Origin of the sequence: Mucilaginibacter psychrotolerans (assembly GCF_004519315.1) — a bacterium.
Taxonomy (GTDB): Bacteria; Bacteroidota; Bacteroidia; order Sphingobacteriales; family Sphingobacteriaceae; genus Mucilaginibacter; species Mucilaginibacter psychrotolerans.
This window is the reverse complement of record NZ_SOZE01000007.1, coordinates 130,604-143,499: the sequence shown is the minus strand read 5'-3', so window position 1 is coordinate 143,499 and position 12,896 is coordinate 130,604. Positions and strand designations below refer to the sequence as shown.

Genomic DNA, 12,896 nt, shown 5'->3' with positions numbered 1-12,896 from the left:
GGCGATTATTTTTTAAATATATACTTTGAATTGCAAAGAACTTTTTAAATATAAATATATGATAGACCAACTGCAACCTCCACCCCAAAAATGGTACGAAAATTCCATCCTCATCAAATTAACCGTAATCACTTTGATTATCCTGGCGCTGCTTATCCCATCATCCTGGATACAAAACCTGGTAGACGAGCGGGAGGACATTCAAACGAAGATGGGCAGTGCGGTGTCTGATAGCTGGTCGGGGAGCCAATTGATACAGGGCCCGGTTTTGGTTATACCCTACAACAAATTACCTGGTGCCGCATGTAACGCTACAGGTTACATTTACCTGCTACCGGATGATGTACACATTAAAGCAAACCTAAAAACGCAACCGTTTAAGCAAGGGGTTTTTGATGTAACGGTGTATACCTCTGCAACCGGGGTGCAAGGCAACTTTGCCCAACCCAACCTGGCCAAATTGGGTATAACTCCCGGGCAGGTGATGTATGATAAGGCACGTTTACTATTTGGTATAGCTGATATTAAAGGGCTTTTAACTAATCCTTTGGTGAAAATACAAGGGCAAAATTACACACCGGAACCTGCATCAAGCGACGTAAATCCTTTTGTGCAATCATTGCAGGTGGAGTTTCCTTTACCGGTTAACGGCAACATTGCATTCAACTATAACCTCGACTTAAAGGGCAGCAATGACATCAACTTCCTGCACCTTGGTAAAACTACCGATGTACAGTTTAAAAGCGACTGGCCAACACCGCAATACAATGGCCGTTACCTGCCGGATACACGCGACAGTACTTCAAACGGCTCGGGCGCAAAATGGCATAGGCTGTATTACAACAGGCCCTTTCCGCAGCAGTGGCTTAATGATAATTCTGTGCTGAGTAACCCCAAATCAATTGCCGAAGCCACTTTTGGCGTGCGGCTGCAACCGCCGGTAGATGAGTACCGCAAAGTAACCCGGACCAACAGGTACGCTACACTCATTATCCTGCTTACATTCGTCTCCCTGTTTTTAACAGAGCTGATACGTAAGCAACCTATCCACCTGTTTAATTATACGCTGATTGGCGCAGCCATGATTGTGTACTATATACTGCTATTGTCCTTTGCGGAAAAAATTGGTTACAACTACGCGTACCTTATCTCATCTACAGCTACAATAGGTTTAATCTCTTTCTTCACAGCTTCGTTGCTTAAGAACAAAGGAGCCGCAGCGATGTTCGCGCTTATTCTGAGCGTATTCTACGGCTTCATCTTCATCATTATACAACTGGAAGAGTATTCGTTGCTGGTAGGGGCAGTGGCCTTGTTCTTCATCGTAGCGGCATTGATGTATTTCTCCCGTAAGATAAACTGGGACAACCATTAAATATTTACCTAAACCTTATTACCCAACCCTTCACCCGCATGCACCAGCATGCGGGTGATTTAAACCAAAACAACATGCATACAAGCAATTATTGGATTGGGCATTTCAAGACAAATGCCCGGGAAAAACGCATCGACTGGAATTTATTTCCCTCGTTAAGTGCCGAAGAAGTGAAAATTATACTGCCATCGCTGCAGGCCTGGCAATTGGGAGAAACATCGGAGGGTAAGCATTTAATTGCGGCTTCAACCAAATACGCCAACAAAATAGGCGACCCGGATTACGTGGAAGCTGTAAAGCTTTTTATAAAAGAAGAGCAAAAGCACGGCAATAACCTTGGCCGGTATCTTGATGGCATCGGGAAAACGCGTATCAGAAAGGATTGGGGCGATACACTGTTCAGGAAAGTGCGTTATTACAACACCAATATGGAAATATGGACGCTGGCTGTTATTGTAGTGGAAAGCACGGCGCAGATTTTTTACCAGGCACTAAAAGATGCTACTGACTGCGAACTGTTGCAGGCGATATGCACCGATATATTAATAGACGAGGCCTATCACATCACTTTCCAAACCGAACGGCTTGCAACAATTTATGAAAGCAAACCCGAATACTCCAAAGCCTGGCGCAACCTCGCGTTTAAGTCGTTTTTCTTTTTAACCTCCTGCATGGTATGGGCTGCACACCGTACCTTATTTAAAGCCGGCGGCAATACGTTTAATTCATTTACCAGGAAAATGATTTTTAAGTACAGAAAAACCATTAAAACGATAACGGAAAAGCAACAAAAAGAAGTGTCGTGGGAATAATTTAAATTAATTCAAAATACCGTTTTGGTTTTCGGTTCAAATTTTATTATGTTTGCATAGTAAAATCTACTGCCATGAGTGAAGAACTATTAGAATTTTCTGAACTGATAGATGAGCAATTCGAGATGGAAGACATCGCTATCGAGGTTTATATCGATAAACTGCTCAGCATCTTTTTATAAGCATTTGCTGCCTGCCCGTAAAGGCCTTTTGTCTCGGATAATAGGATATGCCTTATGTCCTAAAGGCAATATTGCGCATATCTGCACAGCTGCAAATTCTTGTTGTTGACTTAATATTCGGCTAGCTTTTTAACCAATCAGCCTTTGCGCCTTCGCGTCTTTGCGTGCCAAAATATCCCCTGATTCATCTGCACATCTGAAATCTGCACATCTGCACATCATTTTCAGCCTCAAAGTCGTACCTTTGCCTGTCAATTTGACTTTATAATTACGATGGCGCAATTGTTGCGTTTGCCGTAGTACCATAATACAATAACATGTTAGACTTTTTTAGTAAGCTTTTCGGAAGCAAATCAGAACGGGATGTAAAAAGCATACAGCCTATAGTTGAAAAAATCAAGGCTGAATTTGCCAAATTGGGCGATTTGAGCAACGATGAGCTTAGGGCTAAAACCATAGAATTCAAGGAAACCATAGCCGCAGGGCTCTCCGGCATCGATAGCGAGATACAGGCCATTAAGGCCCGTACCGAAACCGAGCTGGATATGGAAGTAAGCGAAAAGGTGGAGCTTTACACCCAGTTGGATAAACTGGAGAAAGACCGCAACAAAGAGCTGGAAGACATCCTGATCAATATATTACCACAGGCATTTGCCGTAGTAAAAGAAACTGCAAAACGTTTGGCATCAAACCCAAGCATAGAAGTTACCGCTACCGATTTCGACCGCGAACTGGCGGCTAAAAAGAATAACGTTGTCATCAAGGGCGATAAGGCTACCCACAGCAGCACCTGGCTTGCAGCCGGTAACCCGGTTACCTGGAATATGGTACATTACGATGTACAGCTGATAGGCGGTATTGTATTGCACCAGGGTAAAATATCTGAGATGGCAACGGGTGAAGGTAAAACGCTGGTAGCCACGCTGCCTGCATACCTAAACGCACTGGCTGGCCAGGGCGTACACATTGTAACCGTGAATGATTACCTGGCACGCCGCGATAGCGAGTGGATGGGGCCCTTGTACGAGTTCCACGGCCTGTCGGTAGATTGTATAGACAAACATGAGCCAAATTCTGAGCAACGCCGCAAGGCTTACCTGGCCGATATTACTTTTGGCACAAATAACGAGTTTGGCTTTGATTACCTGCGTGACAATATGACACGCAGCCCCGAAGAACTGGTGCAACGCAAGCTGCACTACGCCATGGTAGATGAGGTGGATTCGGTATTGATTGATGATGCGCGTACGCCGCTCATTATTTCGGGCCCTATTCCACGTGGCGACGAGCACGAGTTTTACGAACTGAAACCACGTATAGAGCGTTTGGTGAATGCCCAGAAAGCTTATGTAAACACTGTATTGAATGAGGCCAAGAAGGCTATTAATGAAGGCAAGACCGGTGTTGACGATGGCGGTTTAGCCCTATTGCGTGCACACCGCGCGCTGCCAAAGAACAAAGCACTGATCAAATTCCTGAGCGAGGGCGGTAATAAAACCGTATTGCTGAAAACAGAGAACCACTACATGCAGGATCAGGGCAAGGATATGCCTAAGGTTGATGCTGAACTGTTCTTCATTATCGATGAGAAGAACAACTCAGTAGAGCTTTCTGAAAAAGGTATCGAACTGATAACGGCATCTGGTGAAGACCCGGGCTTCTTCGTGATGCCGGATGTAGGTTCTGAGATTGCACGTATCGAAAAATCTGACTTACCCGCAGATGAGAAAATTGCGAAGAAAGATGAGTTGATGCGCGATTTCTCTATCAAATCAGAGCGTATCCACTCGGTAAACCAATTGCTGAAGGCTTACACGTTATTTGAAAAAGATACCGAATACATCCTGGATGAAGGCAAGGTAAAAATTGTAGATGAGCAAACAGGCCGCGTGTTGGATGGTCGCCGCTACAGCGATGGCCTGCACCAGGCCATAGAGGCTAAGGAAAACGTGAAGGTGGAAGATGCTACCCAAACCTTTGCCACCATTACCCTGCAGAATTACTTCAGGATGTACCACAAGCTTTGCGGCATGACGGGTACCGCCGTTACCGAAGCAGGTGAGTTTTGGCAGATATACAAGCTGGATGTGGTAGAGATACCAACCAATACGCCAACCAGCCGTGCAGATATGCAGGACTTGGTTTACCGTACCATCCGCGAAAAATACAATGCCGTTGCCGATGAAATTGTAAAATTAACCCAGGCGGGCCGCCCGGTACTGGTTGGTACCACTTCGGTAGAAATATCAGAATTACTAAGCCGTATGCTTAAGCTACGCGGCATAAAACATAACGTACTTAACGCCAAGATGCACCAGAAGGAGGCCGATATTGTGGCTGAAGCAGGGCAGGCAGGCACCGTTACCATTGCTACCAACATGGCTGGCCGTGGTACGGATATAAAATTAGGTGCAGGGGTGCAGGCATCAGGCGGTTTGGCCATTGTAGGTACCGAACGCCACGAAAGCCGCCGTGTAGACAGGCAGTTGCGTGGCCGTGCCGGTAGGCAGGGCGACCCGGGTTCTTCTCAGTTCTTCGTATCGTTAGAGGATAACCTGATGCGTTTATTCGGCTCGGAGCGTATCTCAAACCTGATGGTGCGTATGGGTATCGAGGAAGGTGAAGTGATACAGCATTCCATGATATCCAAATCTATCGAGCGTGCGCAGAAAAAGGTAGAAGAGAACAACTTTGGCATACGTAAACGCCTGCTGGAGTATGATGACGTGATGAACTCGCAGCGTACCGTTATCTACGCAAAACGTAAGAACGCCTTGTTTGGCGAGCGCCTGGAAGTGGATTTGAATAACACCGTCTTCGATGTTATGGAAGATGTGGTTACCGAATATAAAGAAGCCAACAACTACGAAGGCTTTAGGCTGGAGGTTATCCGTTTGTTCTCGGTAGATATCGACACTACGCAGGAAGAGTTTGTAGCTACATCGGTAAATAAGCTGGTTGATAAAACCTTTGCCCAGGTAATAGAGTTTTACAAGCGTAAAGCCGAGCAGGTTGCACAACAGGCTTACCCGGTATTGAAAGACGTTTATGATACACGTGGCCAATATGTAGAGAACATTGTAGTGCCGTTTACCGATGGCGTGCATGGTCTGCAGGTTGCTGTCCCACTGAAAAAAGCAATTGAGAACAAAGGTGCAGAGGTGTTCAAATCTTTCGAGAAGAACGTAACCCTTTACCTGATAGATGATGCCTGGAAAGAGCACCTGCGCGAGATGGACGAGCTGAAGCAATCGGTACAGAACGCCGTTTACGAACAAAAGGATCCATTGTTGGTTTACAAGTTCGAAGCGTTTGAATTATTCCGCGCGATGCTTTCTAACGTGAACAAAGAGCTGGTGAGCTTCCTGTTCCGTGGTGGTATTGCGGTACAGCAGGAGCCTGAGCAGGTAAGGGAAGCAAAGCCCGAGCCTAAGATGGATCTGAAGAAGATGCGTACCTCTAAACCGGAGCTGATCAGCGAAGCCAACGGTATGCCAATGGAGGATACCCGCGAGATACAAAAGGCAACACCTGTAAAGGTAGAGCAAAAAATAGGCAGGAACGACCCATGCCCATGCGGTAGCGGCAAGAAGTTCAAAAACTGCCACGGCGTGGGGATGAACTAAGAGTCCCACCCAAACCCTCCCCTGAAGGGGAGGGCTTAAGAAAAAAAAAGACCCGTCATTGCGAGGAACGAAGACAACCGACCAACGGGAGCTCATTAATACCTTAAAGAAAAATTAAAGTATTAATAATCTCCCAATAAGCATATCCACTATGCATAGCTTAGAGATTGCTTCGTTCCTCGCAATTACGGTTAATGGATAAAACAAATACCCCCATGAAAAGAGCAATATTTGATCATAAAGCTATGTTAAGCCTTATCAAATGTTGCTCTTTTTTTATGTTGCTTTTTTTGTCTGCAAGTGCATCGGCGCAAACAAAAGGCAAAGTAGTGGTAGTGCGGTCGGCTTTGTTTGATACTTTGCTGGCCAAACGCGCCCTGCTCAACAGGAATGGCGGCAGCGTTAATGCCGGTGGTGCATACACTTCAAATTATGGCTACAGGTTGCAGGTGTATAGCGGCACCAGCCGCAATGCAGCTTATGCTGCCCAGGCTAAATTCAATAGCGAGTATCCCGAAATACGCTCGTACATGAGTTACCACGAACCCTACTTTAAAGTAAAGGTGGGCGATTTCCGCACGCGGCTCGAAGCCGAAAAGATGAAAGCCGCGCTGCAGTCGTTATTCCAGGCTATGTTCATCGTTTCAGAAAAAATCATTCCCCCTAAAACCGTTATCAATAATGATTAAGGAAAAGATACAGCAACTATCGGCAACTATTTTTGATGATGTGGTAACTACCCGTCGCCATTTGCATGCGCACCCCGAGCTTTCGTTCCACGAGGTAGAGACCTCTGTTTTCGTGGCCAACAAGTTAGAGGAGCTAGGACTCGAATACCACAAAATGGCCGATACCGGCTTAGTGGCCCTGATAAAAGGGGACTTGCCATCTGACAAGGTAGTAGCCCTGCGTGCCGACATGGATGCCCTGCCGATATTGGAAGCCAACGATGTGCCCTACAAATCGCAGAATCCAGGTGTAATGCACGCTTGCGGCCACGATGCGCATACCTCGTCGTTATTGGGCACGGCCAAGATATTGACGGAATTGAAAAGCGAGTTCGGCGGTACAGTTAAACTGATTTTCCAACCAGCCGAAGAAAAACTGCCAGGCGGCGCCAGCCTGATGATCAAAGAAGGCGTATTGGAAAACCCCAAACCACAAGCTGTATTGGGCCAGCACGTAATGCCGCTGATAGATGCCGGCAAGGTGGGTTTCCGCGCGGGTAAATACATGGCTTCAACGGACGAACTATACGTAACCGTGCGCGGTAAGGGCGGCCACGGCGCGCAGCCGCAACAGAATGTAGACCCGGTAATTATCACCGCACATATATTAACAGCCCTGCAAACTATTATAAGCCGTTCTGCCGACCCTAAGAGCCCTTCGGTGTTGTCGTTCGGCAAGGTGATTGCCAATGGCGCAACCAACGTTATCCCCAACGAGGTTTACCTGGAAGGCACCTTTCGCACCATGGATGAAAAATGGCGTAGCGAGGCCCATATCAAAATCAAAAAAATGGCCGAAGGTATTGCCGAAAGCATGGGCGGCAGCTGCGAGTTCAATATTATGCGCGGCTACCCATTCCTCATCAACGAAGAAGTGCTTACCGCTGCAACCCGCGGCCACGCCGAAGATTACCTGGGCAAAGAGAACGTGCTGGATTTGGATATATGGATGGCGGCAGAAGATTTCGCCTATTACTCACAGGCGGCAGCTAGCTGCTTTTACCGCTTAGGCACCCGCAACGAGGCCCGTGGCATTACCTCATCGGTACATACCCCAACCTTCGATGTAGAGGAAGATGCCTTTAAAATAAGCACCGGGCTGATGGCTTATTTGGCCGTGAAGCAATTGGGGAATTAGTCTTTAGTCCATAGACGATGGTCCATAGTCCATGGAAGAATGCAATTTTGTATCGATGATTTCTTAACCATTGTCTATGGACTATCGACCATGAACAAATACCATGAAAAAACTCCTCTTCCTTTTTACCTTCACCCTTTCTGTCATCTGCTCGCAGGCGCAGCAAATCGACCGTTATAACCCCGATACGTTGCGTACCATCGTTATCGATTCGGCGGTGAACATCCGTTCGCACCGTTTGCGGGCGCAGGATTTTATAGATGCGGTAATGCAGGATACCAGTTTTTACCTGGCTTTTCAAAATATGAAGGGCTACGCCTTCACTGCTGAGAATCGTGTTTTTACTTACAACAAAAAGAATAAGGTGGAGGGTAAAATATACCGCAAAATATTCCACAGCAATGTTGCGGGCACGCACAAACTACAGTATTTAGCTAAAGCCGATAGCGGCAACGTATTAAAGAAAAACGGCAAGTACCAATTATATACCGTGGAGATGTTCGATTACATTTTCATGAACGCCTATAACTCCGATTTTGTAAAGGCCGACGCTGCACCCGGAGAAACAAAAGGCAAAAACGAAGGCTATAAAGCGAAACTGAAAACCTTGATTTTTACCCCCGGCCGCAGGGTAAGTGGTATTCCTTTTATCAGCAGTAAAACGGAAATATTTGGAGATGATTTGAAGCAGTTTTACCGCTATGAATTTGCGCGCGGCAAGTACCTGGATACTATCCCCGTTTATCGCTTTAAGGTTATCCGCAAGCCCAGCAGCAGCGTGGATGATGTGATGATACAGGAAATGACCACCATTTTTGATGAGCGTACCTTCCAGATATTAGGCCGCTACATCGATATGAAGTACAGCAACATGTTCTTCGATTTTGATGTGCAGATGAATATCGAGCTCAACTACTTCGGCGGCGAACTACTCCCCACCAAAATTACCTACCAGGGCAACTGGGACATCCCCCTCCACAAAGAAGAACGGGCGAGTTTTTTGATAGTGCATAAAGATTATAAGAAAGAGTAGAAGCCCCCTAACCCCCTGAAGGGGGAACAAAAGTTCCATAACGAAGAAAGCCATCTTAAGGATGGCTTTCTTCGTTATCAAGGATTTCACTATGCTGATCAGAAACTCCCCCTTCAGGGGGCTGGGGGGCTTCGCCTAAAATTCCGCATTCTTCGGGAACCTTGGGAAAGGGATCACATCCCGGATGTTACCCATGCCGGTTACGAAGAGCACCAAACGCTCGAAGCCCAGGCCAAAGCCGGCATGCGGACAAGAGCCGAAGCGGCGGGTATCCAGGTACCACCAAAGCTCATCTTTAGGGATGCCCAGTTCGTCCATACGGGTGGTGAGTTTATCCAGGCGTTCCTCGCGCTGTGAGCCGCCGATGATTTCGCCGATGCCCGGGAATAGGATATCCATCGCTGCAACGGTTTTGCCGTCCTCGTTCTGGCGCATGTAGAAAGATTTTATCTCTTTAGGGTAATCGGTTAGGATTACCGGTTTTTTAAAGTGTTTCTCCACCAGGTAACGCTCGTGCTCCGATTGCAGATCGGTACCCCAGCCCTCTACCGGGTAAACGAATTTTTTCTTTTTGTTAGGGGTAGATTCGCGCAGTATTTCGATAGCTTCGGTATAAGTCAGCCGTTCGAAATCATTGTTCAGGCAAAATTGCAGTTTGTCTAATAGCGACAGTTCCGACCGTTCGTTTTGTGGTTTCTGCTTTTCTTCTTCCAGCAGGCGCTGGGTTAAAAACTCCAGGTCCTCCTTGTTTTTATCCAAAGCATAGCTGATGACGTATTTTAGCAGTTCCTCGGCAAGGTTGGCGTTATCGTGGATATCGTAAAAAGCCATCTCCGGCTCTATCATCCAGAACTCCGCTAAGTGGCGGGTGGTGTTGGAGTTTTCGGCACGGAAGGTTGGTCCGAAAGTATAGATATCGCTCAAAGCCATAGCACCAAGCTCGCCTTCCAGCTGACCGGATACGGTTAAGTTGGTGGATTTTCCGAAGAAATCCTGTTTGTAATCCACTTCGCCGGTATCGGTACGTGGGACGTTGTTCAAGTCGAAATTAGTAACATGGAAAGCCTCACCCGCACCCTCAGCGTCCGACTGGGTAATAACCGGTGTATGCAGGTAAACGAACCCTTTCTCCTGGAAGAACTGGTGCACGGCAAACGATAAGGTGTTCCTCACCCGGAATATCGCCCCGAAAGTATTGGTACGGAAACGCAGGTGGGCGTTCTCGCGCAAAAACTCCAAAGTTTGCTTTTTGGGTTGCAAGGGGAACTCATCCGGGTTGCAATCGCCCAATATCTCTATCTCGCTGGCAATAACCTCTACCGACTGGCCCTGGCCCAAAGAAGGGGCAAGCTTGCCGGTAATGCTTACCGCAGCGCCAAAAGTGATGCGTTTAAGCAAAGCAGGGTCGGTGTTTTCAAAATCGACCACGATTTGCAGGTTACTATTGGTAGAACCATCGTCCAAAGCAATAAAACGATTAGAACGGAACGCCCGTACCCATCCTTTTACCGTTACATCCGTGCCGGTTTCCCCGCTTTGCAGTAGTGCCTTAATCTTTATCCGCTGGCTCATATAGAAATATTTTGAGCGGCAAAAATACGATTTATCATCGGTTGGATGAACCCTAAATTGCAGAAATTAAGCGTGGACTTACCGGTCAACAGGCTAATAACGCAGCCTATTTAGGCAGGTAAACATGGAACATGCCATTGACGAACTGCACCTTTTGCGGGTACGCTGAGGTAGGGTTGGGATAATTCCTTTTAAGCGTAAGGCTATAAGTACCGCTAGCCAGTCTGCTTGTTTCGTTATAGTCGGTTACAGTTAACGTACTGGCAGCGGTTTCGTCAACAATATATTCGCTGGTAAAAACATCACCTCCGATCGTTGTAAAATAAAAAGCCTGTGTGTTTTGAAATGTGTATATGCCTTCACCTGTGAATTTTAAGCGCATAATCAGCCGCTCTTCGGTTTTAGAGCCAATGATTAACAGGGTATCCGTTCCTTGTTTTTCGGCGGTGGCTTCGCCGGTCCATTTTACGGTGTTCTTGTCGGCGCCAATGTAGGGGGTTATAGGCGGCGGCACGCAGCAGTTATGCTTAGTGCATGCGGCAGTAACCAGGCATAAAAAAATTAAGGCAAGTAGTGTAAGTTTTTTCATAAGTGGTGTTTTAGTGGTGTTTTTATGTTATTACGGCCTGTTAGGGCGTAACGCTACAGAGCCATAATTCTTTATGTATTATCATTGTGTTATTTAAGATTAACTCCTGCCTGATTAACTTTCCTGGTATTATTTTAATGGGCTTGCTTTCAACAAATCCTTTAATCAAGCGAATCATGGTTCAGACTTTCCGTAAGTTTGCCGCATGAATCCCAGGTTAAGCCTTATCATAGGCATATTGTGCATATCCTTTTCGCCCATCTTCGTTAAATTGGCGGGCGTATCGCCGCTGGGGGCCGCCTTTTATCGGGTGGCTGTTGCCTGGGCATGCCTGCTGCCATATTGCATTATCAAAAATAAGTTCAGGATAGAGAGGAAACAATTGTTCATCTCCATAGCGGCTGGTGTGGTTTTCGCATCGGATATTGCGGTTTGGAACATTTCCCTGCTCAAAATAAGTGCAACGGTGTCCACACTCATTGCTAACCTTGCGCCGGTATGGGTAGGGTTAATAGGCTACCTGCTGTTTAAGGCAAAATCGGGCAGGCAGTTTTGGATAGGTACGTTCATCGCTATTATAGGCATGGTGGTATTGGTGGGTTATCAGCACATCCTGCATTTAGAATTTAATGCCGGCATTTTGCTGGCACTGCTGGCCAGTTTTTTATATGCCAGTTATATCCTCATCACCAAAAACATCATGGCGGGCATAGATGTGTTTACGTTTATGTTTTACAGCATGCTGAGCTCGGCAGTTTTCCTACTGGCGGTAAGCGGCTTCACGGGCGATAACCTTATCCATTTTCCCATGCGGGTTTGGCTTTGCTTTATCGGCATGGGCCTTATATGCCAGTTGGTGGGTTGGCTCACCATCAATTATTCGTTGCGCTACATGGAATCTACTAAAGTAGCCATCGCCCTGCTTAGCCAAACGGTATTTGCCGGTATTTTGGCGGCATTTTTATTGAGCGAGCATTTGTCCGTTAATGAGATCATAGGCAGTTTAATCGTATTGGCGGGGATTGCGGTGACGTTTTTGAAGGGACAAGAGAAAATTAAAGCTTAGTCAAAATAGTTTTCTAATAGAAAACTTATTATATTTGCTTAGATGAACATTATCACCAGGCGGACACTACTTTATTATATAGAACAGTATCCGCTGGCGGCTAATTCTTTAAAAAGTTGGTATGATGAACTGTTGAAGGCGGGTTTTAACAACTTTAATGAATTAAAAGAAGTTTACGGTAACGCCAGTATAATACCTAATATCCGGATTGTATTTAATATTAAAGGAAATTCTTACCGACTAATTGTATCTGTTCGTTTTGAAACGCAGGCGTTATACGTAATTTGGTTTGGTCCTCATGCTGCGTATGATAAAGTTGATGCCGCCAATGTTAAATTTATTACTAATCCGAACAAAAAATAACACGCATGAAGACAGTAAATTGGAAGGTTTTAAAAACCGAAGCGGAGTATGATAAAGCGCTCGAAAGAACGATTGAAATTTTTCATGCTGATTTGAATACACCGGAAGGTGAAGAACTCGATTTATTGTTGCTTCTGGTTAAAGATTATGAAGACCGTCATTTCCATATACCTTCACCCGACCCAATTGAAATGATAAAACTAAAGTTGGAGGAAAAGGGCCTTAAACAAAAAGACCTCGAACCGATTATTGGTTCAAAAGGATATGTCTCTTCTGTTCTATCAGGTAAAAAAGAACTCACTTTGAAAATGGTTAGGGGATTGCACAAGTTTTTGGGTATCCCGGCAGAGATCTTTTTAGCGGATAATACTAAGCCGGTTCATTAATCGTGTCCGATTTAGTCGCATAGCTC

The 12,896-nt window shown here is 46.0% G+C and carries 11 protein-coding genes; 9 read left to right on the top strand and 2 right to left on the bottom strand.

Annotated features, from left to right (window positions below; genetic code table 11):
• Positions 1-58: 58 nt before the first annotated feature.
• The 6 genes from creD to E2R66_RS09510 all read left to right on the top strand — a co-directional run bounded on the left by creD (position 59) and on the right by E2R66_RS09510 (position 8,894).
• Complete coding sequence (creD, locus tag E2R66_RS09535; RefSeq protein ID WP_133229999.1) at positions 59-1,375, top strand: cell envelope integrity protein CreD; 1,317 nt, start codon at positions 59-61, stop codon at positions 1,373-1,375.
• Positions 1,376-1,449: 74 nt separating this feature from the next.
• Positions 1,450-2,187, top strand: a complete 738-nt coding sequence (locus tag E2R66_RS09530; protein WP_133229997.1) for a ferritin-like domain-containing protein — start codon at positions 1,450-1,452, stop codon at positions 2,185-2,187.
• A 499-nt stretch (positions 2,188-2,686) separates the two neighbouring features.
• The gene (gene secA / locus E2R66_RS09525) at positions 2,687-5,995 is read left to right on the top strand and encodes a preprotein translocase subunit SecA (RefSeq protein ID WP_133229995.1); all 3,309 of its coding nucleotides are present in this window, start codon (positions 2,687-2,689) and stop codon (positions 5,993-5,995) included.
• Positions 5,996-6,210: 215 nt separating this feature from the next.
• Positions 6,211-6,684 carry an SPOR domain-containing protein gene (locus E2R66_RS09520; RefSeq protein WP_133229993.1) on the top strand — a complete coding sequence of 158 codons (474 nt, stop codon included), beginning with the start codon at positions 6,211-6,213 and terminating at the stop codon, positions 6,682-6,684.
• The gene (locus tag E2R66_RS09515) at positions 6,677-7,861 is read left to right on the top strand and encodes a M20 metallopeptidase family protein (protein WP_133229991.1); all 1,185 of its coding nucleotides are present in this window, start codon (positions 6,677-6,679) and stop codon (positions 7,859-7,861) included. The genes E2R66_RS09520 and E2R66_RS09515 overlap by 8 nt, the downstream gene beginning before the upstream one ends.
• 103 nt (positions 7,862-7,964) lie before the next feature.
• A complete protein-coding gene (locus E2R66_RS09510) occupies positions 7,965-8,894 on the top strand; it encodes a hypothetical protein (RefSeq protein ID WP_133229989.1) in 930 nt (309 codons plus the stop codon).
• 135 nt (positions 8,895-9,029) lie between these two features.
• On the opposite strand, the gene asnS is transcribed toward E2R66_RS09510, so the two are convergent.
• Positions 9,030-10,466, bottom strand: coding sequence for an asparagine--tRNA ligase (gene asnS, locus E2R66_RS09505; protein ID WP_133229987.1), 1,437 nt, complete (start codon positions 10,464-10,466; stop codon positions 9,030-9,032).
• A 106-nt stretch (positions 10,467-10,572) separates the two neighbouring features.
• The gene (locus tag E2R66_RS09500; RefSeq protein ID WP_133229985.1) at positions 10,573-11,055 is read right to left on the bottom strand and encodes a DUF6252 family protein; all 483 of its coding nucleotides are present in this window, start codon (positions 11,053-11,055) and stop codon (positions 10,573-10,575) included.
• Between the two features lie 205 nt (positions 11,056-11,260).
• Here E2R66_RS09500 and E2R66_RS09495 point away from each other — a divergent pair, with 205 nt between their 5' ends.
• Genes E2R66_RS09495 through E2R66_RS09485 form a run of 3 tightly spaced genes read left to right on the top strand, consistent with a single transcriptional unit; the run spans position 11,261 to position 12,870 of the window.
• Complete coding sequence (locus E2R66_RS09495) at positions 11,261-12,121, top strand: DMT family transporter (protein ID WP_133229983.1); 861 nt, start codon at positions 11,261-11,263, stop codon at positions 12,119-12,121.
• A 42-nt stretch (positions 12,122-12,163) separates the two neighbouring features.
• Positions 12,164-12,484: a type II toxin-antitoxin system HigB family toxin gene (locus tag E2R66_RS09490; protein ID WP_133229982.1), complete on the top strand. Its 321-nt coding sequence runs from the start codon at positions 12,164-12,166 to the stop codon at positions 12,482-12,484.
• A 5-nt stretch (positions 12,485-12,489) separates the two neighbouring features.
• Complete coding sequence (locus E2R66_RS09485) at positions 12,490-12,870, top strand: helix-turn-helix domain-containing protein (RefSeq protein ID WP_133229980.1); 381 nt, start codon at positions 12,490-12,492, stop codon at positions 12,868-12,870.
• Positions 12,871-12,896 lie beyond the last annotated feature (26 nt).